This is a genomic window from Mucilaginibacter sp. P4_E8 (assembly GCF_056401495.1).
Map to the genome: position 1 here is coordinate 136616 of NZ_JBFUJG010000003.1, position 26074 is coordinate 162689.

The 26074-nt window shown below is 40.3% G+C and carries 18 protein-coding genes; 11 read left to right on the forward strand and 7 right to left on the reverse strand.

The window, feature by feature from the left end; all coding sequences use genetic code 11:
• Positions 1–67: 67 nt before the first annotated feature.
• The 3 genes from AC1DRQ_RS02765 to AC1DRQ_RS02775 all read left to right on the forward strand — a co-directional run bounded on the left by AC1DRQ_RS02765 (position 68) and on the right by AC1DRQ_RS02775 (position 5802).
• The gene (locus AC1DRQ_RS02765; protein ID WP_477422088.1) at positions 68–3349 is read left to right on the forward strand and encodes a TonB-dependent receptor; all 3282 of its coding nucleotides are present in this window, start codon (positions 68–70) and stop codon (positions 3347–3349) included.
• 163 nt (positions 3350–3512) lie between these two features.
• Positions 3513–4970 (forward strand): hypothetical protein, encoded by a 1458-nt coding sequence (locus tag AC1DRQ_RS02770; protein WP_477422089.1) that lies wholly within the window; start codon positions 3513–3515, stop codon positions 4968–4970.
• Positions 4971–5049: 79 nt separating this feature from the next.
• Entirely contained in the window at positions 5050–5802 is a 753-nt protein-coding gene (locus AC1DRQ_RS02775; protein WP_477422090.1) for a hypothetical protein, read from the forward strand.
• A 164-nt stretch (positions 5803–5966) separates the two neighbouring features.
• On the opposite strand, the gene AC1DRQ_RS02780 is transcribed toward AC1DRQ_RS02775, so the two are convergent.
• Positions 5967–6497, reverse strand: a complete 531-nt coding sequence (locus AC1DRQ_RS02780) for an RNA polymerase sigma factor (RefSeq protein ID WP_477422091.1) — start codon at positions 6495–6497, stop codon at positions 5967–5969.
• A 212-nt stretch (positions 6498–6709) separates the two neighbouring features.
• On the opposite strand from AC1DRQ_RS02780, the gene AC1DRQ_RS02785 reads away from it, so the two are divergent.
• The gene (locus AC1DRQ_RS02785) at positions 6710–6967 is read left to right on the forward strand and encodes a hypothetical protein (RefSeq protein ID WP_477422092.1); all 258 of its coding nucleotides are present in this window, start codon (positions 6710–6712) and stop codon (positions 6965–6967) included.
• 49 nt (positions 6968–7016) lie between these two features.
• Here the strand turns inward: AC1DRQ_RS02785 and AC1DRQ_RS02790 are convergent, their stop codons facing one another.
• From AC1DRQ_RS02790 to AC1DRQ_RS02805, 4 genes are all read right to left on the reverse strand, one after another.
• On the reverse strand, positions 7017–8093 hold the full coding sequence (locus tag AC1DRQ_RS02790) for a formylglycine-generating enzyme family protein (RefSeq protein ID WP_477422093.1): 1077 nt from the start codon (positions 8091–8093) through the stop codon (positions 7017–7019).
• A 104-nt stretch (positions 8094–8197) separates the two neighbouring features.
• The gene (locus AC1DRQ_RS02795) at positions 8198–9718 is read right to left on the reverse strand and encodes a sulfatase family protein (RefSeq protein ID WP_477422094.1); all 1521 of its coding nucleotides are present in this window, start codon (positions 9716–9718) and stop codon (positions 8198–8200) included.
• A 265-nt stretch (positions 9719–9983) separates the two neighbouring features.
• Positions 9984–10805: a universal stress protein gene (locus tag AC1DRQ_RS02800; protein WP_477422095.1), complete on the reverse strand. Its 822-nt coding sequence runs from the start codon at positions 10803–10805 to the stop codon at positions 9984–9986.
• Between the two features lie 19 nt (positions 10806–10824).
• Entirely contained in the window at positions 10825–12249 is a 1425-nt protein-coding gene (locus AC1DRQ_RS02805) for an inorganic phosphate transporter (RefSeq protein ID WP_477422096.1), read from the reverse strand.
• 339 nt (positions 12250–12588) lie between these two features.
• On the opposite strand from AC1DRQ_RS02805, the gene AC1DRQ_RS02810 reads away from it, so the two are divergent.
• The 5 genes from AC1DRQ_RS02810 (at position 12589) to AC1DRQ_RS02830 (ending at position 20178) form a co-directional block, all read left to right on the forward strand.
• Positions 12589–13176, forward strand: a complete 588-nt coding sequence (locus AC1DRQ_RS02810) for an RNA polymerase sigma-70 factor (RefSeq protein WP_477422097.1) — start codon at positions 12589–12591, stop codon at positions 13174–13176.
• Between the two features lie 72 nt (positions 13177–13248).
• Entirely contained in the window at positions 13249–14253 is a 1005-nt protein-coding gene (locus AC1DRQ_RS02815) for a FecR family protein (protein ID WP_477422098.1), read from the forward strand.
• Between the two features lie 143 nt (positions 14254–14396).
• Positions 14397–17666, forward strand: coding sequence for a TonB-dependent receptor (locus AC1DRQ_RS02820; protein ID WP_477422099.1), 3270 nt, complete (start codon positions 14397–14399; stop codon positions 17664–17666).
• Positions 17667–17759: 93 nt separating this feature from the next.
• Positions 17760–19298, forward strand: a complete 1539-nt coding sequence (locus AC1DRQ_RS02825) for a RagB/SusD family nutrient uptake outer membrane protein (protein ID WP_477422100.1) — start codon at positions 17760–17762, stop codon at positions 19296–19298.
• 10 nt (positions 19299–19308) lie between these two features.
• Positions 19309–20178, forward strand: coding sequence for a glycerophosphodiester phosphodiesterase family protein (locus tag AC1DRQ_RS02830; protein ID WP_477422101.1), 870 nt, complete (start codon positions 19309–19311; stop codon positions 20176–20178).
• A gap of 65 nt (positions 20179–20243) precedes the next feature.
• Here the strand turns inward: AC1DRQ_RS02830 and AC1DRQ_RS02835 are convergent, their stop codons facing one another.
• On the reverse strand, positions 20244–21266 hold the full coding sequence (locus tag AC1DRQ_RS02835; RefSeq protein WP_477422102.1) for a class I SAM-dependent methyltransferase: 1023 nt from the start codon (positions 21264–21266) through the stop codon (positions 20244–20246).
• A 600-nt stretch (positions 21267–21866) separates the two neighbouring features.
• On the opposite strand from AC1DRQ_RS02835, the gene AC1DRQ_RS02840 reads away from it, so the two are divergent.
• Both AC1DRQ_RS02840 and AC1DRQ_RS02845 read left to right on the forward strand, forming a co-directional pair.
• Positions 21867–22727, forward strand: coding sequence for a universal stress protein (locus tag AC1DRQ_RS02840; RefSeq protein ID WP_477422103.1), 861 nt, complete (start codon positions 21867–21869; stop codon positions 22725–22727).
• 298 nt (positions 22728–23025) lie between these two features.
• A complete protein-coding gene (locus tag AC1DRQ_RS02845; RefSeq protein ID WP_477422104.1) occupies positions 23026–24420 on the forward strand; it encodes an FAD-binding oxidoreductase in 1395 nt (464 codons plus the stop codon).
• Between the two features lie 163 nt (positions 24421–24583).
• On the opposite strand, the gene AC1DRQ_RS02850 is transcribed toward AC1DRQ_RS02845, so the two are convergent.
• A partial coding sequence (locus AC1DRQ_RS02850; RefSeq protein ID WP_477422105.1) for an FG-GAP-like repeat-containing protein occupies positions 24584–26074 on the reverse strand: 1491 nt, incomplete at its 5' end.

Below are 26074 nucleotides of genomic sequence, written 5' to 3' on the forward strand. Positions count from 1 at the left end.
GCGTTGTTCCACCAACGCTCTCCCGAATAATTTTTCAAGCTGTTAGAACTTAAAAAAAAATAAATTTATGTATCTCTTTACACAATTACGTGTTTTTAATAAAAAAAAAATAATAGTTATCCTCCTGCTATCTACGCAGTTCTTATTTGCACAGGGTTCATCAGGCCAGTTTGCAAATAATAATATATTTAAGATCAATGCCCCGGTAACGCTAACCCTGGCTAATCCTACTTTAGACCAAGTGCTGATGAAACTAAGCGGCCAGGCCGGTTATCGTTATGTGTATGACAATAGCCAGGCTAAAACAGTTAAAATTAACAGCTTAAATTTTAATAATATACCATTAGGCAAAGTTTTGCAAAAGTTGCAGGATGAAGCCGCGCTAACCTATAATATGGAGGGAAATTCAATCATGATCAGGATTGAAGAGCGCAGGAAAATAAAAAAAGTTGATCCGGGTAAAATTACAGGTAAAGTTTTGGATGAAAAAGGCGAAACGTTGCCCGGAGCTAATATTAAAGTAATTGAAACCGGTACAGGTATACAAACCAGTGTAGATGGCAGCTATTCGTTAAGCCTTTTACCCGGTACCTACACTTTAGAAATATCATACATTTCGTTTCAAACACAACGTATTACGGGCGTTGTGGTTGGTGCAGGCAAAATGACTTCATTAAATATTGCCTTAAAAATAGCCACCGGAACCTTAAATGAGGTATTGGTTACCTCCACTTATCAACGGGCTTCTGTACAAGGTTTATATGCACGCCAAAAAAATAATGCGGCTATGTCTGATGGTATTACTGCCGAGCAAATTAGCCGTACGCCAGACAACAATGCCGCTCAGGTTTTAAGAAGAGTGAGCGGTTTACAGGTATCTCAAAACAAATATGTGGTTGTACGAGGGCTTAGTGACCGATACAATAACGTATTACTTAATGGCAATCAACTTCCGAGCACGGAACCCAACCGCCGGGATTTTGCTTTTGACTTGATCCCGAGCGCCCTGGTAGATAATATCGTAGTTAATAAAACAGCCACGCCCGATCTTCCGGGTGAATTTACAGGGGGGCTTGTACAGGTAACCACCAAAGATATACCAGATGAAGACTTTGTTACGCTTTCTATAGGCAGTGGTTTTAACAGCCAGGCAACCGGAAAAGATTTTATCGGCGGTCAAAGAGGATCATCCAATTATTTCGGCTTTGCCAATGATGTGCAAAAAAAGCCAACAGGCATGTCATTTGCCGATTATAATGTACTGGCTGCTAAGATCGATAACAGTAGCGCCTCGACCGAAGAAAAGCAGAAAGCCTCACAATTTCTTGGTAAATTCCCGGATAACTGGGCTATGCGCCGTTATACCGCGCAACCTATCCAAAGTTACTCTTTAGCAGTTGGCCGCAGTATCCCTATTAATAACTCGAAATTGGGGGTAATCGCGGCCTTTACTTATCGTAACGAACAAACAGCCGATCAGGATGATCAATATTTACCCACCGTACTTGATTATAAAGGTACCGATTATGTATTTACCACTTTATTAGGCGGCAGCTTGAACCTGGGTTATAGTTTTGGTAAAAATAAATTCACTTTAAAAAACACCTACAATCGCCGTTTTACCGATAAACTTTACCAATTTAGAGGTACCGATCTATTAAGTACTGCTACACTTAATAATTACGCTGCGCAAACCCTGATTAATGAATTATTCCAGAGCAGTTTTACGGGCGAACACGCTTTTGGCAAAAGAGGCATTAAACTCGATTACAGCGGCGCCATTTCTACATTGGAACGCGACCAGCCCAACAGCCGCGTGGTTAGTATGCTTGGGGACCCTGTAAGCAGTGGGTCGCCTGATAATTACTATCACTATAATTTTAATGATTTCACAGCAAGTTTAGGTTCTGTTTTTTATTCGCACCTTTCAGAGCGGCGTTATGCTTACCAGGCCAATGTCCAATTTCCTTTTAAACTGCTTGGCCTCGACCAAAGCTTTAAAACAGGGTACCAGGGTAGCTACCGGAAGGCAAATTTCGGCGCTGATTCTTACAGGATCAGGAACTTTCCGGGCAATGTAACTAACTTTTCTGGATATGCTTACACCGATGTGTATAACAACCAGAATTTTATTGACCAGAAATTATTTTTCATTCCTTTTATAGGCGGAGGGGAGCCCGCAAGCAACGGCTCCGCTACCGGTTATAACGGTAAACAGCAACTGGATGCCTATTATGGTATGTTGGATATTAAACCTGTAGCGAAATTAAGATTGATAGGTGGCTTACGGTTGGAGCAAAATAACCAGCAGGTTTTTACCAGTACCTTAGGCAAAGCCGCTGACAACCAAGTAAGGCCATTTGTTGACAGTTTGATAGCTGTTAAAAAAACGGATTGGTTACCCTCCGTAAACGCCATTTAYGCGCTAACACCCAAAATGAATATAAGGGCAGCTTTTTATAAAACGATAGCCCGACCCGATCTGAGGGAACTTTCATTCTTTCAGTATTTTGATTTTGATGTTTTTCGCACCGTAAGCGGTAGCAATCTCAAGCCTACGCAGATCAAAAACTACGACCTGCGCTATGAATTTTATCCCAGCCCCGATGAGATCATTTCTGTATCAGGGTTTTATAAAAAATTCACCAACCCAATAGAGTTAACATTCGAAAACACCTCCGGCGTACCCAATTTAGTGTACCGCAACCTGGCCAGCGCTAAAGATGTTGGCTTTGAAGTTGATTTTCGTAAATCCTTAAAATTAATTTCGCCATCTTCGCCATTTTGGAAAAACCTGTATGTATCGGGTAGTTTTACCCTGGTTGATGCTTCTGTTGATCTTGGCGCACGGGCCGGGGTAGATAGCACGGGAAAAGCGATCATCAGTAAGCGCGACCGGCCTTTATACGGGCAATCGCCTTATATCATTAACGGGGGCATCAATTACACTGGCACCCGCTTTGGCCTCAATGTGGTTTATAACCGTTACGGAAAAAGGGTTGTAACATCTACAGCCAATATATCAACCGATGAATATGAGAATCCCCGCGACCTGGTTGACATGCAAGTGAGTTATAAGTTTTTAGAAAAGCGGCAGGCAGAACTACGGTTCAATATCAGCGACCTGCTTAACCAGAATTTGATAACTTACCGAAACCAGTATGGCGAAGGCAATCCAACTTATCCGCCATATACTCCATCCGTTAAACCATATCCCGGAGACGGATCAACTTTTGGGCCTGGGCAGCTGGATCCTAAAGGTACTTCTTATAATCCCAAATATGATGCAGTTACTTTCCGCCGGAAGAGTGGAACCAATTATACACTCAATTTTATATATCGCTTTTAATTGTACCTATAAATAAAACAACCCTAAAAAAGAAAGGAGAAAGGCTTATTAAAAAAAGAAAAACGGGCCGGATATGATCTGGCAGAATCAGGAAAATGAAAATTCATGTATCTATTTTATTAAAATCAAGCATTAAGCTTAAGTTATAAAAACTACTAATATTATGAAAAATCAAAATAAATTTACAGGTATCTATCTTTCTAAATTTTCTTTTTTATTCGTCTTAATTGCCGCCATGTTTATAGCTGGCTGTAAAAAAGATAACGGAAGCAACGCCGCACCAGAAGGTGAATTTAACCGCGCTGCTAATGCCTTATTTCCTGATAACAGGCCAGTTCCTACCACTGTTGTTACTTTAAGTGGTGTTTTAACCGGAACAATCAATCTTGTTAATACTACTTTGTATAAACTTAATGGCCCTGTATATGTAGACAGCTTAGCCACAATTAATATCCAGGCCGGTACTTTTATCAAAGGGTTGGATAAAATCCATACTACTTCTGGTTTTCCTTCTTACCTGGTAATTAGAAGAGGCGGTAAAATTAACGCGACTGGAACTGCAACAGCTCCTGTTGTTTTTACGTCTGAGTATGCCGCTGGTAGCCGTGCCGAAGGAGATTGGGGTGGTATAGTGTTATTAGGCCGTTCATTGGTTAATAATGTTAATCCTAAAGTAGAGGGTATCCCTGCTGCGCAAATCCCGGCTGTACTTGCTGGAAAAGATGCAATAGGTTATGGTGGGAATATTGAAAATGATAATTCAGGTATACTAAGAAATGTAAGGATCGAATTTGCCGGTGAAGTTATTACAGAAGGTAATGAGCTAAATGGCTTAACTTTAGGAGGCGTTGGATCTGGCACTACTTTAGATCACATCCAGGTATCATATGGCGCCGATGACGCGTTTGAATTTTTTGGCGGATCGGCAAATGCTACTAATTTGATCTCTTACCTGAATGATGATGATGACTTTGATTTTGATCAGGGTTACCAGGGCAGTATCCAGTTTGCTGTAGCTCAAAAAGATCCAAGAGCTGCTTTCCCAAGATCAACCAGCCCTAATGGTATTGAATCAAATAATGTAACAGCACCAATAGTTACCGGTGGTGTTAATGCAGGAAGGGTTACCAATCCTATATTGAGCAACTTTAGCCTTTTAGGTGATACATCAAGCACTACAGCACCGTCTGTAGGTAATGGTACTGTATTTAGAGTAGGCTCAAGCGCGGTGTTTAAAAATTCAATTGTTGGCGGTTATATCACCGGCGCAAACGTTTCAACAGCTGCTGCTTCATTGGTTTACACTAATAACCTGGTACATTATTTTACTACATCTGGCGTTCCGGCCGGAAACACTACTTTCACCGGTACCGCATCTGATCCGTTCAGACTTTTGGCTCCATATAATATCACAACACCTGATTGGAGATATAATACTGGTTTACCAACTTCTCCTGCAGCTACCGGATGGAATGCTACCGGCCTTACTGTTACACATGCCGGAGGCTCACTTGCATCATTTACCAATACAACTTACAGAGGTGCATTTGGTATCAGAACTGGCAGCAGATGGGATTCTACAGGATGGGCTTCATATCAGCCAACATCAAATCCTTACTAAAAAGTTTATAAGTACAATTAAAAGAAACATCCCGGGGACTATAAAGCATCCCCGGGATTTATTAATAAATAATTCAAACATGAAAAAAATCAGACCAACATTGTTTTTGYTTTCCATTATATTAATAATTGCAGCCTGTAATAAAAATGGAGAAATTGTTAAATACCCGTCTTTTGGAAGCTTAAATATCTCCGGAACATTATCCAGCCCTTTAATTATTAAAATTGATGGAAAAATAATAGATACTTTAAACGCTGCATCAAATGGGTTAGTCACACCAGTTGAGGAGGGAAACCATAAAATTTCTTTATTAAACAGTGCAAAAAAGTCTGTTATCGATACCGTTTTAACATTTCAAAAAAGGAAAACACGATACCTAACTAACTTTTTTTATACCGGATACGGGGTTCTTTTTCCAGACCCTGATAAAACGCGAAAACCAACGCGTGGAAATATGTTAGTGCGATTTGTGATCACTGATAAAACCCTTCCTAACGAATTAAACTTAAAACTATTTGTTCTTGATTTTGGAACAGGTATTAGCACTCCACTCAATATTAAAATCAATGGGGTAAGAAAAGATAAGTTTTCAAATTATATAGAATTACATAATCCTGGATCGAGCGATTTTTACTATTTGTTAGAAGGGTACGATTTAAGTGGTAAAAAGATAATGTCCATTGATAACAATACTTACGGCTTTATAGTATCAGACAATAATAGCTATGCCCCTTTTACAGAAAATAGTATAATTTCATTAGGAATAGGTCCAGGAAATGAATCTGACCCTTCTCATATTCCTCAAGTCATTTTTCAAAGGATTGCAAAATGATCAAACAAAAGGCTTGCCATAAGCAAGCCTCTATGAAAATTCAAATTTCATTACAGGTATCTATGCTGTAAGAAATTGCAATATACAATATATATTAATTTGATGTAAAAGTAAGTTCATAAAAAACCAGCAAAAGACTGTCTTTTTATGAACTTTCATCATTATTAATCAATACCTGTCTTTAAATACACCTGCAACTCGCTGCGAAGAATGGATAATGATTTCTGTAAATGATTATCGACGGTATTGGGTGAAACACATAGTTTTTCAGCCAGCTTTTTTCGGGAAAGCCCTTCTTCCAGGTACAACTGGATAACTTGCCTTCTTCGGGTTGTTAAACGGGATAATACGAAGTTGATGGCCTCCAGGTATTCCTTTCGTTTATATTGACTCTCTGCCGATGGACTATATGTATCAATAGTGCGGGTTATATTTGCCACCGCCGCCCGTCCACATCCAACCTTCCTTAAGTCATCTATATAAATATTTTTGGAATAGGTAAATAATAAAGGGAAGAGATTGGCTTTATCCTTTACATTATCCCATTCCTCCCATAATTTAAGATATACTTTTTGTAAAATATCCGCCGTAAGGTCATTATCCCGGCAGATATTTAAAATAATAGAATGTAATTTTTTATGTGTGGCATAATAAATCGCATTGAATTGCTCTGTTTGTAATGTTTTAGCAGTCATAAACATAGATGCAGATGTTTATTTAAAACTGCACTTATATTGTTAATTACACGTAAACCAAAGGTTATTTCTATTTATTATTTATATTGATAATAAATACTTTTTATTAAAAAATAATTCGTAGTTAAGAAATTTGTTATAGCTGATCTCTTAGGAGTAGCAGCTTTATTACTCCGCCGCCTTTAACCCAATATGATGCCGCCGCTACGCCTATGTGGCGCAGTTTTAGTAATAAGGCCGATTTGCGTGCTTTTAAAGTAAGGCCAAACAGGGTAGATTTGAATGAAAAGAACGAGGTAAAGAATAAATTTAGCGCGCTGTCAAATAAGCTCGATTTTTCAAAGGAAGATGTTATCCCGGATCAAATATTAAATGAAATCATTTGGAAATCGGTTAAGGGTGAAAATTCACAGCTACCAGGCCCAACAAGAGCCGCATTTTTTAAAGAAATTAAAAGTGACAAGGATTAATTGATAAAATCTCATTGTAAAGCTCTGTGAATTTATAACTAAATTCACTTTACTTATCTGCCACGCATCTGAAGCCAACATGTTCCATACCGCTGTCCTCCGTGCTTTTCATACGGCGGGCCACCCGGTAGCCAGAACAATAGCTATCATTACACAGGTAGGAGCCACCTCTTATCACACGTTTTTTAGCATAAGGTTCCTGTGGATCAAAACTGGTTGCCGGCCCTTTGGGATTGGAAATACCAGCAGGTTTGTTTATTGAGCTATAATATTTGTTATTGTACAAATCATTGCACCATTCCCAAACATTGCCTGCCATATCAAACAAGCCAAAATTATTTGCTTTGAACGATTTAACAGGTGCCGCGAAGTAAAATTTGTCGGTTAGCAGATTTTTATAGGGAAAACTTCCCTGCCATGTATTGGCTTTGGGCTTTCCCGAATCAACGGGTTCATTGCCCCATGGATATATATTATTGGTTAAACCACCCCTGGCGGCCCATTCCCACTCAGCTTCGGTAGGCAGGCGTTTACCAGCCCATTTGCAGTAAGCCTGTGCATCATACCAGGAAACCTGTACAACCGGGTAATTATCCTTACCCTCAATATTGCTGCCCGGTCCATGGGGGTGGCGCCAGTCGGCACCTGCCTGCCATGACCACCATTGGCCGTAGTCATTTAAATCAACAGCCTGTTTTGGTGAGCTGAATACGAGCGATGCCGGTACCAGCAGCTTATCGTCAGGTTTTGGGGTGCCGGGGGGCAATTGTTTTTTAAGTTCGTTCCAATCGGGCTTTTTTTCTGCGGTGGTAACATAACCTGTAGCTTTAACAAAGCGAGCAAACTCGGCATTGGTAACTTCGGTAGCATCAATCCAAAAGCCGGTAACAATTACTTTATGTTTAGGATATTCATCTTCGGCAGCCTGTTTATTATCTGCTCCCATCATAAAGTCCCCATTTTTTATCCATACCATTCCCTTATGCGAGCCACTTCCTTCCGGTATGGTTGATAAGGTGTTTGCCGGCTGGGTTTGCAAGCTGGCAAACCTCTTGGGAATATTTGATTCGCAGCAAATTGCTTTGTTTTTCTTTTGTGCCGTTTGCTGCGGTTTTAAACTTGCCACAGGCTGGCTTTTAGGTTTGCAGGCGTAACAAAAAAATAATAATATATAGATGAAGAATTGTGCTTTTATATGCATTTTATAGAATATGAAGTATCAGGATATCATTACTGATTCTTAATGTTTTGTAGTAAACTTTTTAGCTCGTTTAATTTTTCAGGATTCGAATCAGCTAAATTATGTTTTTCGCCAATATCATTCTTTATATTGTAAAGCTGCGGTTTCGGATCGTTACCCAATTCAATATTTACCTCTTTATTAATACGTGGGCCATTGCCAGGTTCAATATATTTCCAGTCACCTGCTATTATCGAAAGCGTATTGTTCAAGGCCTGTTCAATAATATGCTCCCTACCGGTTGTGTTTTTACCTAACAACACGTCAATAGCGTTTTTACTATCGAGTTCAGAGTCGTTTTGTAGCGGATTCCCGGTAAAGGCGGCAAATGAGGCTAAAAAGTCAATCTGGCTTAGCAAGGCATTTGAAACACCTTTCGTAACATGCCCGGGCCATGATATAATTAGAGGGATCCTGGTGCCGCCATCAAAAGCGCTGTACTTTCCACCTCGTAACGGGCCTGCTGGTTTATGACCGTTTAGCTTTTGAACAGCCTGATCCTGGTAACCATCATCCAATACCGGACCATTATCGCTGGTAAATATGATCAGCGTATTATCAGTAAGTTTAAGACGGTCAAGAGTCTTTAAAACTTCGCCTGTGGTCCAGTCCAGCTCCAAAATGGCATCGCCACGGGGGCCCATAGTGCTTTTACCTGCAAAACGTTTATTAACAACTCTGGGAACATGAATGTTATGGGTGGCAAAATACAGGAAAAAGGGTTTGCTCTTATTGGTTTCAATAAATTTTACAGCTTTATTGGTTATAACGGTGCTTATTTCCTCATCAACCCAAAGCGCCGATTTTCCACCGGTCATATAACCGATCCGGCTTACGCCGTTAACGATAGTTTGATCATGCTGATGCGACGGCTTTAGCTTTAAAAGCTCTGGATGATTTGCTCCGGTTGGCCAGTTGCCGACACGGTTTTTATAATTGACCTGTACCGGGTCGGCCGGATCAAGGTTGGCCACCCTATGCCCGTCAACATAAACACAGGGAACACGATCAACCGTAGCCGGCAAAATAAATGAAGTATTAAAACCAAGTTCTATTGGTCCGGGTTTAATTTCGCCGTTCCAATCCGGGCCGGTACCTTGTTTGCCTAAGCCCAGATGCCATTTACCAATTACACCGGTTTCGTATCCGGCCTGTTTAAATACTGATGCGAGGTTAGGGCGATTTGGGTTTATTAATAGAGCGGCATCACCGGGAGCTATGCCAGTACCTTTTTTTCGCCAGGCATACTGGCCGGTTAATAATGAATATCTTGATGGCGTACAGGTTGCCGAGGTAGCATGTGCGTTGGTGAATAAAAGGCCGTTTGAGGCTATGCGGTCGATATTAAGGGTATGTACGTTTTTTGCATTGTAACAGCTGATATCTCCATAACCTAAATCATCGGTATATATAATAACGACGTTGGTTTTGGTTTGCTGCGCGGCAACGTTTAAGTTAAATGATAAAAATGTGAAAATGTAAAGTACAGACAGATAAAAAAAATGCCTCATAGGTAAGCTGATAATTTTGTAAACCGATTAGAGCCAATACAACTTGGCCATAAATATACAGAGACCTTTTTTAAGGCTGAATACCATTAATTAATAAAAAACTCCAGTAATAGGGGTAAAACCGGGGCTAAGCTATAGAAGTAATTTTACTAAATGACAAGGAAACTCATCATAGCGGCATTGGTCCTGTGTCGTTTATCAAACTGTATGTGCAGGAAAAAATAGAATGGTAATGAGCCTTACATACTGTTAACGGTTGCACCTGTTATTCATGCAAAACAAGGATAGCTTTGACAGAACGATTCATGATTTGGTTAATCGTACTGCGATTAAACAGGCGATAAATGATGTTGTGATGGTGTTTCACCAAGCATAAAATATCCGTCTCGTTCTTTTCGATAAAACCCATGATTCCGCTGAATGGACTACTATCTTTCAGGTAGTTAAAATTAAGTGCGGTTTTCGGAATGAGCTCTTTGAGTCGCGCTTCTCCGGCTTGAAGATGTTTGGCGTCTGATTTTTCTTCGACATACAAAACTTCCATAGCTACCAGTTTGAATGCTTTTACTATTTCATTGAGTGCGGCTACATCTGTTGACGATAGTTTGGTTTCGTAGTCTGTAGCCAGGGTGATTGCAGGAATGCTTGGGAACTTACTGTCCAATGGAATGATCAGTGTCGGAATCTTGACCTTGGTAACCACCATGCTTGCATTGCTACCTACGATGCCACTCAGACCGGTAGCGCCTGTAATTCCCATGACCAGTAATTCTACCTGATGGTTGTCAATGAATTTGGTGATAACGGTCTTTAAAAATCCTACATCGCAAAGGGAGGTAACTTTAACGTCCCTAAACGCATCTTTTTGAGTATAAGCATTAGCCCATTCTTCTAATGCCTCTCCTTTGTTGCGGTAATAATCCTCAATAAAAATGGCATTATAGATGTTGTTATTAATGCCTTCTGTAGGATGAATTGCGTGGATGGCACATACTTCCAATCTGAGTAGCGCAGCCAGCGCCATAGCGTATTCCATCGCGTTAGCCGCGCTGGGAGAAAAATCGGTCGCAACCAGGATCTGTTTCATTTTTAATAAATTACAAAAACTATATGAACAAATGGAAAAACATAAACAGTAACGCCGCTAAGATAATAGACACAGGCAGTGTCAATAACCAGGCCAGTGCTATATTTTTTAAAGTATTGTTATTTAAGTTGCCTTTGCCGCCAGAAGCAACCATAGCGCCTGCAATACCACTCGATAATACATGGGTGGTACTGACCGGCAAGCCAAAGACAGTGCTCAATCCGATAGTCGAAGCTGCAACGATCTCAGAGGTGGCCCCCTGCGCGTAATTCAAATGCTCATTGCCAATTTTTTCACCAATAGTTACAACAATCCTTTTCCATCCGATCATAGTGCCCAGACCAAGTGATAACGAGATCATGGCAATAACCCAGATAGGGGCAAAGTCTGTAACGTGTTCTAACTCTGCAGCAGTACCTGTAAGTGTATCCCTGTCTTTCTGTGAGAATTTAATCTTTTTATCTTTGATAACTGCCCTTATATCTTTAATTACGCTTTCAATCTGTTTCCGGTAGCTATAGGTTTTAGCCACATCTTTTTCGCTTTTGGCAGCCAAAGAAGCCCTGGTCTGGTTTATAGCTCCGTTTAATTGTGTCAGGAGGTCGTTGCGGCCGGGATCGGCAGTAATCGTTTTGGTGATCACCTGCTCCGTTTGATTGAGCGCAGTTAATACTTTAGCGTTCGGAATGTTGTGGTTCACCGCAAACCGTGCGGGCATAAAAGCAATCAGGATCAGCATAAAGAGGCCCACACCCTTCTGCCCGTCATTACTGCCGTGAAAAAAGCTGACCAGCGTGCAGGTTGTAATTAGCATCAGCCTGATGTGGATAGGGGGACGATCATTTTCTCCCGAAGGGATATGAAACAAGGCATGCGATTTGGTGACATGTTTCAGGAAAAGCATCAATAGCGCAGCAACACCAAAACCGATTATGGGTGATAAGATCAATGACAATCCAATTTCACCGGCTTTATCCCAGTTAACACCGGGGCCATTGTAATACCAGGTGAAAACGAGGCCACCACCAATCATCGCACCGATCATCGTATGTGAACTGGAGCAGGGAATACCAAGATACCACGTGCCCAAGTTCCAGATGATGGAGGCTAATAATACTGATAACACCAGGCAGGCACCTACACTAACGGGCAGAGTCATTAGATTATCTAATGGTACCAGTTTTAAAATGCCCATAGCAACGGTTACACCACCAAGCATTACTCCTAAAAAATTCCATATGCCTGACCATGGTATGGCGTAAACAGGTTTCAGCGCTTTGGTATAGATCACAGTGGCTACCGCATTGGCTGTATCATGAAATCCATTTACAAATTCAAAGCCTATTACCGCTATTACACACAGAAAAAAAACGATTAATAAGTAACCGCTTAAATCAACCTGGCCAAGAAAAGGAAGAATAACCGCGATGAGTGAATGATGCATAGAACAGCTTTGTGAAGAAGGGGATTTATCGTTGTGGTATTTTATTCAAATAACAGCTTCTTAAGTTGCCTTAATGCAAAATTCAGGTTAATATATCATTACCTTATAGCATGCAGCTTTCTACGAGGGCGGCTTTGATCAGAAGGGAGATCAGCCACAGTATAATATGAACCGTACAATTTGATCAGGCTGTCTGCCCTGATTAAGCTTTGCGCGTTGATGTCTTTTTCGTCAGAATATCAAAATATAGAAAGCTCCTTATCTGTTAATTGTAACTTAACAATGGGATTACTTACCTAAGCTACCTTTGATTTTATCAAAATCCGCCCGAATCGTCATATGCATAAAAATAATGTGAATGATGAATATTTGCTTGAACAGATTTGTGTTTACAGCGATGACCAGTCTTTAGAATACCTGTTTGACCGTTATTTTCAGCGGCTCTGTACGTTTTCGCATACTTTTGTTAAAGATCATGCTATAGCAGAAGAATTGGTTGCGGATACATTTTGTACCATTTGGTTTAACCGGGCTAATTTGAACGTACCTGATAAAGCACGACCTTATCTTTATACTGCAGTCAGAAATCATTCGCTTAATCATTTAAAGAAAAAGAGAGTTGAGCATATCGATATAAGTTATGCCGAAACAATGCCCGATAATAACCTGGGACCTGAGCAACTGCTTACTTTTAATGACCTGTTAAAGGAGGTTAATTTACTGGTTGATGCCCTGCCCGAAAAAAAACGGATCATATTTCGGATGAATAAAATAGAGGGTTTCAGATACAAAGAAATAGCCGATATTTTAGGAATATCAGTACACACTGTTCAAAACCACATGGTAGAGGCTGTAAAGATGCTGGCAGAAAATGCTCCACAAAATAACCTGCTGTTTTTAGCGCTTGTGTTCCTTACATTATCTTAACAAAAAGATAGCTTTTTGTTAATCGTTTCGGGTAGTTGATTTTTTTTTGGATCACTGTCTATAGGAGTGATTATGGATAAAGATCTTTTTTATATACTGACCACAAAGTACCTGAGTGGTGAATCAACCCTGCAGGAAACCGATCAGTTGAATGAATATTTAGAACAGGAATATTTTTTAGAGCTGTTTCTTAAAATCAATGAAACCTGGCTTCAAAAAAACAAACAGGATAATGAACATATATATGACCTCAACAGAGGGCTTACGCTGTTAAGAAACCGCATCGCAGAACAAGCCGAAAGTAAGACCATTCCTGTAATTCGTCTTTATAAAAAATACTTTGCTGTTGCGGCGATACTGGCCGGTCTGGCTTTAAGCGTAGTACTCCTGATATATGGTTTCAAAAACGACATGGTTAGCATTACGGCACAAAACGGGGAAATTAAACAGTTTGATTTACCCGATGGCAGCCATATTGCACTAAATGCTGGGAGCACCTTATCATTTCCCTCAAAGTTTGAAGAACCAACCCGGGAGGTTTACCTTACCGGCGAGGCGCTTTTTAAAGTAAAATCAGATAAAACCCACCCCTTTATTGTACACACCAATAACTACGCTACAAAGGCAGTGGGTACTGTATTTAACATAAAGGCATTTACAAATGAAAATCATATTATCATAGCTCTTATGAAAGGAAAGGTGTTGATTTCCAATACCCAACATGCGCTTAATGATTTGGCTTTGCTGCCTATGCAAATGCTGACAGTAGATAAAAAAACGGGTAAAACTTCCATTGAGTCCTTTAACTCTAAACTGGTAACCAGTTGGGAAGATCATGAACTGAGATTTAAGGAAGAACCACTTCCGGAAGCATTTAACAGTATAGCCCGTAAATATGGCATTACCATAAGCTACAATGAAAAGCTATTTAAAAATTGCAGGGTTAATGCAAACTTCACTAACGAGTCGGTTACCCAGGTGCTTGAAGCCCTGAAATTTGCCCTCAGGTTTAATTATAAAATCACTACCAACGGCAAAGGCGGGCAGGTGGTGATCATTAATGGTTCAGGATGCTAACAGTAAATAATGATTTAAATATGAAATAGAAACTAAAATGAAAAGAAAGGCACCCTGCTTATAGGGTGCCTCCTGAGTAGTTTCCCGAAGGTCTCAAGCTTCCGGAAACTTAATTAATTATCAAATTAATCCAAACAAAAATTATGAAAATTATCATACAAAACAAGGATTTTGTATTTGTTCTTCTATTGTCTCTATTTTTGAGCAACAGTGCGTTCTGTCAGCTATCGTCTAACAGCCCGGCCCCTACCGGCTCTTCAGGTGTTGCAATTAACATTAAGGCACAAAAACTAAGCCTGGCCGATTGCTTTAAAAAAATTGAAACAGCCACAGGCTATCAGTTTGTATATTCATCTAAAGAGGTTGATATCAATGAGCTAACAGGTTTAAACTTTGTTAATTTGCCACTGGGGCAGGTTTTATCTAAACTGGGCGAAAAGCATCATTTATCTTTTAAAATTATTAATAAACAAATTGCCGTTAAAAGAAATCCGGTTAATATAGGCACGCCACATTTAATCAGTGGTGAAGTTATTGACTCTGCCACCCGTGAAACCATAGTTGGTGCGGCTATCCGGTTAAAAGATAAGCCCAATGGTTTATCTACCGATGCAAATGGCAAGTTTTCACTAACCGCCGGTTATGGTGAAACGCTGATAGTTTCTTACATAGGTTACAAAACGCAGTTAGTTGCAGTTACGCAGGATCATATGACTATCATGCTGGCAGCTCAGCGTTCATCCTTATCGGAAGTTGTGGTTGTTGGTTATGGTACACAGAAAAAGCGTGATGTAACAGGTTCCGTAGTTTCAGTTAATGCAGAAGATATTAAGCAGATACCAGCGACTAATCCATTCCAGGCTATAAAAGCCAAGGCAGCTGGGGTTGATGTGTTTAATGGTGGCAATGAGCCCGGTGCGGCGATCAATATCCAGATCCGTGGGCAAAACTCAATGAAGGCAAATAATCCTCCGCTGGTAGTACTGGATGGGATTCCGGCAATTGAGGGTTTTATTAACGATATAAACCCTTCCGATATTCAATCTATCGAAATTCTGAAAGATGCTTCCGCGACTGCCATATATGGCTCAAGGGCATCTAATGGTGTATTGTTAATTACCACCAAACGTGGGGTAACCGGTAAAACCAATATTAATTACGATTCTTATTATGGTGTAACATCTACCATCAACCGGTTGGATTTGATGAACGGGCAGGAGTTTGCACAACTACGCCGGGAAGCAAACCGCACAGCTGACCCCAAAGGGGCATACCCGCAGGATAAAGATATTTTTGACAATATCGCCCTTGAATCTATCGCTACGGGACGGAGCACTGACTGGCAGGATGTGATTTATGGAAGGGGTAACAAACAAAACCATCAGCTTTCTATCAGCGGGGGTAAAGATAAAACCCAGTTTGCCCTTTCAACCAATTATTTTAAGGAGAACGGTATTGTTGATAAATCTGATTATACGCGCGGGTCTTTCCGTATAAATGTTGACCATCGCATAAGTGATAAGCTAAAGGCCGGGATCTCATCCTTTGCAAGTCGTTCGGTTCAGCACGTGCCCAGCGGAGATGTGTTTGACAACGCCCTGAGACTAAACCCATTGGGAGTACCTTATGACGCCCAGGGAAACTTACTTTTCAGGCCAAATAATGATGAGGGCCAGCGTGTTAACCCGATATATGATATTAACGGATCGCTGGATGAGCGTTATCGTACGCGGGTGTTCGCGAGTATTTATGGCGAGTATAAATTCTCTCCGGCGTTAAGCTATCGCTTAAATGTTGGCCCCGATGCCGAATTTGCAAATGGCGGCACATTTAACGGGAGTTTAACCACTGCAAACCAGGGTGGTTCATCAACAGCAGGTGTCAACGAAACCAATATATTTTCAATCACCGTTGAAAATATATTGAACTATGATAAACAGTTTGGCCACGATCATCATATTACAGCAACAGCAGTTCAAAGTTATCAGAACCAGGTAACCAACTCCTCTTTTACCAGTGTAAGCAAATTGCCTTACGAATCGCAAACTTATCATAACCTGGCAACTGCCGGCTCTGTTATCGGTGTAGGCAGCGATTATCAAAAATGGGGCCTGGCATCTTACATGGGCCGTATCAATTACCAGTATAAAGATCGTTACCTGCTTACCGTTACAGGACGGGCCGACGGCTCATCTCGTTTTGCCCCTGGGCATAAATGGGGTTTTTTTCCATCTGCCGCATTAGCCTGGAAAATATCTGACGAGGATTTTTTAAAGAGAAGCTCATTTGTTTCCACACTTAAGCTCAGAACCAGTTATGGCAGCACAGGTAATACGGGTATTGTTCCATATCAAACATTTGGTGTATTGCAAAAAACATCGTACACTTTTGGCGATACCGGAGCACCAGGTTTTTTACCAGGTAGCATCTCCAATCCAAATCTGAAATGGGAAACCACCAACCAGATCGATGGCGCGGTTGATTTTGGTTTCTGGAATGACCGCCTTACCGGAACCATTGAGTATTATCAATCCAAAACACACGACTTGTTGCTTGACCGCAGTATTCCTACCAGCACCGGATTTGTTTCGGTACTTGAAAATATAGGGTCAACACAAAATAACGGTCTTGAAATTTCTTTATCATCGGTGAACATAGCCTCTTCCAATAATGGTTTCCGGTGGAAGACTGATATTAATTTCTCCAGAAACCGAAACAGGATTACCGAACTGCTGGGCGATGGTAAGGATATTGTTGGAAACAGCTGGTTTATAGGACATCCTATTAAAGTATTTTATGACTACAAAAAAATTGGCATCTGGCAAACTGATGAAGCCGCGGTAGCTAAACAAAATGGTTTTGCAGTTGGTGGAATTAAAATTGAAGACACCAATCATGATGGGAAATATAATGCCGATGACCGCCAGATCCTTGGCTCTTATACACCTGCGTGGATAGGGGGATTAACCAATACTTTTTCTTATAAAGGGTTTGATCTGTCGGTTGTATTACATACGCGTCAGGATTACTTAACTTATTCGCAATGGTATGATAACAATAACAGGCTTGCCGGCAGGTACAACAATCTTAATGTTAACTACTGGACACCTGAAAACCCAACCAACGAAAATCCTCGGCCAGATAAAAATCAGGAAGGTGTTTTTCTGGGCTCAACGCTGGCTTATAAAGATGTGAGTTTTGTAAGGGTTAAGAACATGACATTTACCTATCACTTTCCATTGGCCTGGATTAAAAAGCTGCAGTTAAGCGCCCTGAGCCTTAACGTATCCGCCGAAAATCCATTTACCATAACAGATTATAAAGGCTATGATCCGGAATTTGAATCAACCGGGCAGCGTGCGCTTTATCCTTCTACAAAAATGTATGCTATAGGGGTTAATGCCTCTTTTTAAAATATTAATCAATAAAGTCATGAAGTACATAAGCTTAAAAAAGAAATGGATGCAGGCTTAGCACAACATAATGACCGTTAAAACAATTTTAAAATGAAAATTATAAAAAAACTTTTTGTTGCCTTATGTGTGGGAGGTATCGCATTAGGTTCTTCCTGTAAACTGGATGAAATACCAGTGTCACAGGCTACTCCAGAGGTATTATTTGCCACACCATCAGGAATACGGGATGGTGTATACGGCGTATATTCAAAATTAAGAGCCCTTTATGGCTCACAGGTGGGATTTACCCTGACCACCATGGGTACCGATATTTTTCAGCACGGTAAAGATGGCGGTTATAAATTTCTGGAAGCTTATGATAGCCAAACCAGCTCGTCAGTCGGTTATTTCGCACAGTTATGGTACGATTGTTACCAGGGTATTAACGCGGCTAATACCATATTGGCTTATGCGGATAAGGCTGGCCTGCCCGAAAACGTGAAAACACAATACAAAGCCGAGGTTCGTTTTTTAAGGGCGCACTTTTATTATTGGCTTACAGTGCAGTTTGGAGGTGTAGTATTAACCACAACCGAAACAAAAGGCGTAAATACCGCAGCTGTACGTACATCCAAAGAAGAGATTTGGAAACTGATGAATGCAGATACCCAATACGCGGTGGATAACCTGGGCTGGACAGCCGACGCTTATGGCAAAGTAACAAAGGGGGCGGCATTACAACAGCTGGCCATTATATTACTGATGCAAAAGGATTATCAGAAAGCGGCGGATGCTGCCGAAATCATTATCAAATCAGGGCCCTATAAATTGCTGGATTCTTATGCCGATATTTTCAGGTACGATAACCAGCAAAACGCTGAAATTGTTTTTGCTGCACAATACACCAAAGATATACTTCAAAATGGCGATGGTAACCAGGGACATGCTTTTTTTACGCCCGCCTATGACCAGTTTCCCGGTTTACAGCGTGATTTAAACCAGGGTGGTCGTCCGTATACCCGTTTCAGACCTACTGAATTTTTCCGTAATCTTTTTAACCCGAATGACAGTCGCTTTGAAGCTACCTTCCGTTACGTATGGACTTATAATAATCCCGCGACACTTCCTAAAGGGAAAGCCATAGGTGATACGGTAGAATGGCAGATAAGCCCGGGCGTGACTTCAAAAATAGCACCCAATACAGATAATATGCACTGGGCCATCAAAAAACATGACGACCCCACAAGGGCAAGCGTACAGGATCTGGCCGGATTCAGGGATTTCTTTATCTACCGGCTTTCTGAAACCTACCTTACTGCTGCCGAGGCACTGCTGCTTGCCGGTAAACCCGCCGAGGGAGTGGTGTACCTAAACAAGGTGAGGGCAAGGGCAGCCAAACCGGGTACAATTATGCCTATGCTGTCTGCCGCGGAGTTAACTATGGATCAGATACTGGATGAGCGGGCAAGAGAATTAGGAGGCGAAGAAAAACGCTGGATGGACCTGGCCAGAACCGGAAAACTGGTAGAACGGGTAAAAAAATACAATCCCAATTCATCAGCTATAAAAGATATGTATATCGTTCGCCCTATTCCTCAATCACAAATTGATCTTTCAACTATAAAATTTCCACAAAACCCAGGTTATTAAAATTATCATTATGAAAACTATATTAAAAAACAGCCTCTTCGCAGGCATATTATCAACCTTATTTATGATACAACTGGCTGAAGCTCAAACCAGGGCCGACGTATTGGCTGACGTATTTGTCAATCATCCCGAACAGATCATGGTAACTGCTCACCGGGCAGCACACACACATTATCCTGAAAATTCTTTGGGAGCCCTTCAGGAAGCCATCAGGCTCGGTGTAGATATTGCCGAGGTTGACATCCGGCAAACTAAAGATCATGTACTGGTTATTATGCATGATGGTAAAGTAGACCGCACAACAAACGGAAAGGGTGCCCTGGCCGATCTTACCTACCAGCAATTAATGGAGCTGCGTTTACTACAGGATGGTAAACCAACTGATGAAAAAGTGCCGACATTAGAGCAGGTACTAAAAATGGCAAAAGGAAAGATCCTGGTTGACCTTGACTTTAAGCTGGGCGACGAGGATGCTTTAAAAAGAACCTATAAAACTATCGAAGAAACGCAAACTACCAACCAGGTTTTGTTTTTCCTATATCAGTATAAATATGCACCGCTTGTGCATGCAGTAAACCCTGATGTTAAAATTATGCCGCGCGCGTATAAAGTGGACGATGTTAATAAAATACTCGACATGAAAATTGCCAAAGTGATCCACATAGATGAAAAATTTTACAGCGATACCTTAATGAAAAAAATAAGAGATCAGCATGTACGAGTTTGGAGTAATGCACTTGGGGTATATGATGATCTTGAGCTATCATCGCACACCGGTTTTAAAGCGTTACTGACAAAAACAAAATATGTAAACGTCATTCAAACTAATCTTCCCGAAGAATGGCTAAAGTACCTTAAGCAAGCGGGCCTGCATAATTAATAGGTCTCTAAAACCTTATTGAGATGGCCTGCTATCTCAATAAGGTTTTATGTATAAGTATGCTTTTAGTTTTTCTTTCCCCTCAGCAAATTTAAAATCTTACTTACCCCTCTCTTTAATTTTGTTTTTTTTATGTATGCCGGAGTGAACTTATAAAAATGCCTTAAATTTTCAAGTCTTTTTATGTAGCCAACAGCCGGTTTAAAATCGTTTACTTCTTTTGAATGCGATACGCCCGGTTTAAAAACAGCTCTTACATACTCATCACCATAAATAGGTACAAAACCATGTTTATTAAACAAATTTATTAGTGAAGTTAGGGTAAAATGATAGGTATGAGCATTTTGAAAATAAGTCAATATGTTCATTTTATAATTTTTGTCAATTTGCTTAACTCCAGGCACTTCTATATATATCAAAGTATTTTCATTGGATATATTTTTAATCAGCTTAAGCTCTTTTTCTATATCAAGCAAATGTTCTAAAACATGCGAATAAATGATTAGATCCGGCAGTTTGTCCAATTGAATCGTGTTAAGCATGCCTGTTGTTAAATCTAACCCATGTTCCTGGCGCCCAAAATTAATATACTCATCCCCCAGGTCAATCCCTTTAACGGTATGGCCTTTTTGCTTAAAATATTGCAAAATCCCACCGGCCCCGCATCCTACTTCCAAAACAAATTTGGATGTGCCATCATTAAGTAAGTCATGTGAGGTAATGGAATCATATATTTTAGAGCCCTTATGATATTGATTTGAAAAAAACTGTTGGCTGGGAACTGATGTGCCGTTGTATAGTTTACGGTATTCATCATTATAAAATTTGTTGTATGAGTTTTGAGTCATACGGGGTGCTGTAAATATTAATCCACAACTTTTGCATATCCTGGTGGGATAATAGAACCCATACCTATCCTTTTCTCCAATTAATTCCGAATCTGACGAGGAACATATAATACAGTAAGCCTCTTCAAACTCGTAAATATTACGTTTGATCTTATCTTCAACTTGCTGTTTCATTTCTCGTTGAAGCGTGTTAAGAGTTAATTCAGGGATTCCGTCATTTTTTAATCTTGGTAATAACATTGCATCTAAGTTTATTTGGTTTATAAATTCTTAAGCAACAGAACTGCAAGCTTTCTTGTTGTGTATTTTCCTGATTTTAAAAGATAAGGTGGGTTTATTTAATCCTAAAACGATGGAATGCGTATTAGGAATACATACTGACAACTTTTAAATGTCCTCACGTCAGTAATGCATAATTTAAATTTATGGAAATTATATATAAATCAATCTTTTTTATTAATGATTCTGTAAAAGGTGAATAATAGAGATAGAATAAGTGCGAGGGGAAACCTGAACTTCAGGAGTTGGAAAGCTTTTATTATGAACCATATTTTTTCATAAATCTGCATGGTTTTAATGCAGGTGTTGCCCCATCAAATTAGCAACATTCTATTACATAATTTGGCAGCAAACCAAAGGACTTTTTTTACATTCCACGTTACAAATATGCAACATTCCCAATTTTGACTATTTCAAAATTAACCGTAACTTATATATTATAATTAATGCGAATCATCAGGGATTTTAGATCTTAAAGTATTATAGATCACTATCATCAGGGAGCATGAACAGTATCATTATTTAGGTATAAAAGTTTGCTCAGCTTAATATTCAAATATCATGAAAACAATACTTTTTGCAACAGACTTTTCAGCCAATGCCAGGCATGCGGCTGAGTATGGTTATATCCTGGCTAAGCAGATAAAAGCCAATATAATACTGTGCAATGCAGTAATAATACCGGCAGAAATGCCGCAATCAGGATTGGTTGTCTGGCCGATGGAGGAATCTGAATTGTTATTAATGGATAGCAAAAAAGAATTACAACACTTAAAAACTCACCTTGAAAGTGCAGATCATGAACAGGGCTTTAAACCGGGTATTATATGTAGAAGTGAATCGGGCATAATGACCAATGTGATTCAAAGTGTAATCTCCAGCCATTCGGTTGACCTGGTGGTCATAGGGACACATGGCAGCAGCGGGTTAGGCCATTTTTTATTAGGCAATCATAGCAGTAACATGATAGATACTACCACCAAACCCTTAATGCTGATCTCGCCTGAAACTCCTGTTTTGCCTGTTAAGAAGATCGCTTTCGCTACAGATCTCACACATATGGAAAGTGACCTGGAATGTTTATATCATTTAATACCACTGGCTAAGTTGTTGGACGCAAAGATTTTATTGACGCATATCTACAGTGAACAGCAGCCAGCACCTGAACTAAGAAAAAAGATAGACCACTTTATGGTGCAGGTTTCCAATAAAGCCAATTATCCGCATATCTATTACAGAGGTTTAAAAAACGGTCATATAGAAACAGGTTTGAGCTGGTTATGTGAACATGGGCAAATTGATATGCTGGTGATGATACATAGACCGCACAGCTTTTTTTATAAATTGTTGAAAAGCAGCCATTGTGAAAAAATGGCTGGTCATATTGCCGTTCCTTTATTGATTTACCCTGCCGAAAAATAAGCGTATGGTTATGACATTCGGGCACTAAACGAACGCATAAACATCATGTTAAACCGTCCCATTTTATTTTTGAAGATGGCTGTCAATAAATAAAATCTATCATTATTTAAAGGTTTTAAAATCAGTTTGTTATCCATATATTTATATAAGCGTTTCAATTCAACCAATTAAAGCCGATATGTAACGATGCCGGAATATGTATTGTTCTTAAGGTACATTGCCATGAACTAATCTAAGTTTTTGTATTGGAACTACTACGTGGTTTAAATATTTTTTCATCAACTTAAATAAAAAAGTTATGTTACCGGAAGAAAAAATCACCCAACTGAAACAAGCCCTGCGCGGGAGGTTGATTCAGCCTCATGATGACGATTATCATACTGCACGCAAAGTGTATAATGGTATGATAGACAAGTGCCCTTTATTAATAGCTAAATGTGCAGACGTAGCCGATGTTATTACGGCAGTGAATTTTGCAAGAGAAAATGATCTGCTTACAGCAATAAGAAGTGGCGGCCACAATGGTGGTGGTCTGGGTATATGCGATAATGGTTTGGTAATCGACCTTTCGCAGATGAAGGGTATTAATGTTGACCCTGATACAAAAACGGCATGGGTACAAGCGGGCTGTACTTTGGGTGATGTTGATCATGCCACACATGCATTTGGCCTGGCTACCCCCAGCGGAATCTTTTCTACCACGGGAATAGGGGGGATTACTCTGGGCGGAGGCCTTGGGCATCTTACACGGCAGTATGGTCTTGCTATTGACAATCTGCTTGAAGCAAATGTAGTATTGGCCGACGGAAGCTTTGTTAAGGCCAATGAAACAACTAACAAAGATCTTTTCTGGGCGCTTCGCGGTGGTGGTGGCAACTTTGGTGTGGTTACTTCGTTTGTATTCAGGTTGCATGCGCTAAGTACTATATATGGCGGGCCGATGCTATGGGAATTGGATGAAACTGAAGATGTATTAAGATGGTATCAGGATCTGATTAAAAGTGCTCCTGATGAGCTTAATGGGTTTTTTGCTTTTCTTTGTGTTCCGCCCGGACCTCCTTTTCCGGAACATTTGCATACAAAAAATATGTGCGGCGTAGTGTGGTGCTACAGCGGTGACATGGAAAAAGCTGAAAAGGTTTTTGAGCCTATCCGTAATTTTAAAAAGCCAGCCCTTGATTTTGTAGGTCCCCTGCCTGTTCCGGCATTAAACAGTATGTTTGATGCACTGTTGCCACCCGGATTAAACTGGTATTGGAAAGCTGATTTTGTAAATGAGTTGAGTAGCGAGGCGATTGACCAACACATAAAATTTGGAACTCAATTACCTACTTTACTTTCAACTATGCATCTGTATCCAATTAATGGCGTTGCTTCCAGAGTAAGCAATAAGGATACTTCGTGGAGTTATCGCGGCGCAACATGGGCCATGGTAATTGCAGGGATTGATCCCGATCCGGCTAATAACGATAAGATAAGTAAATGGGCAAAGGATTACTGGGAAGCATTACACGGCTATTCGGCAGGTGGTGCTTATGTGAACTTTATGATGGAGGAAGGAGAAGATCGGGTTAAAGCGACTTATGGAGATAATTATGAAAAATTAGCTTCTATTAAAGCAAAATATGATCCGGATAACTTGTTTAGGGTAAACCAGAATATTAAACCCGCATTACATGTTCACATGGATTAAAACTCTCGAACGTTTTACCGGGGTGTTCTGAATTTTACACCCACGTGGTTTTATACAAATAATTCGGATTCAGTTTAAGGGTGTATCATAGATCATGATACACCCTGTTTTACTACAACTCATTTATTAGTTTAATTAATAACTCCAGGCTATTTTGTAAGATTTACTTTGCAAAATAATTACTTAATGCGCCGCTGGCTTCCCCATAATTCCAGCGAATTTGATCTGGTTTTTCATCGCCGTTGATATCGGCAAAATAAAAATAAGTACTTGAACTTGCTGAAAGGCCCCATAATGAATAAACCGGGCCATCGAACACATTGGTGGCCTGCGAGTAATAAACTTTTATTTTACCTGAATAATTCGCAGGGTTCCAATATATTTTATCTGCCCTTCCATCGCCATTTACATCAGCAAAATAAAATGTTGTACCTGCCGATGCACTTGAGGCTCCTGAATTACTGAACGTTGAAGAAGCGGTAAAGTTACCATCACCGTTGGCTAAATAAACCATGGGTTTCCCTGAGCTTAACGTTGGTTGCCACATTATTTTATCAGCCTTCCCATCGCCATTTACATCAGCAAAATAAAATAACGTACCGCCTGTAGTGCTCATTCCGGCATCAGTATTAGAGATCACTGTATTGCTAAAAAAACCTCCACTTGTAGCCAGGTAGACGCGTGTATGGCCGCTATCAACAGTGCCGTTCCAATAAACTTTATCGGCTTTCCCATCGCCGTTCACATCTGCAAAATAATAGGTTGTAGTGGTTCCTGCACTGGTTCCCTGCGTATTGTTGATCGCGGTGGCGCTAAAATTACCACTGCCTGTAGCTAAATAAACCATCGTTTTGCCTGAGTTCAATGTAGGGTCCCACAGTATCTCATCTGCTTTTCCATCACCATCTATATCGGCGTAATAATACCTGGTAGTGGTAAGGGCCGAAGCTCCTGCAGTATGTGCAACGGCTGTTGTTGCAAAAGCACCATCGCCGTTTGACAGAAAAATCTGAGGTTTACCTCCGTCAAAAGTAGAATTCCAATAAATTTTATCTTTTTTCCCATCGCCATTTACATCGGCAAAAAAGAATTTTGTATTAGGATTTGCGCTTAACCCATGAGTATCCGTATGCGGAGCACCAAATATTGCAGGTATAAAAGTTGCCATTACCGGCCAGTGGTCTGATGGCCAAAAACCACCATAACTTGTAGTGATAACTTGGAAGGATGTGTAGGCAAAACTCTTATTGCACATTAACCAATCAATTTTTGCATCACCGGTAGCATCCCAACCGTGAAATGTTGGATCGCCATCACTATCGCCAAGTGCATCAGCCACGCCAAGTGTGTTTTTTAAATTTGAAATTTGAGTTGTACCCGGTGCAGAGTTAAAATCGCCAAAAACAACCTCTGGTAACCCGTCAGGATTATTGGTTTGAACCGCGGTTATTACCGCCTGCGCATTTGCAATCCTTTCATTATTATCAGCTTCAGGCGACCAATGGCTGTTACAGAAAAAGTACTTATTGGAATTTACATTATCTAATAAAATGACCCAAGTGCCGGTTCTTAAAGGATCGATTAAAAAGGTACCACTGCCCTGTAAGGTAAACCTGCTGGTTTTATAAAAAATAACTTTGGGAGATCCCAGCCC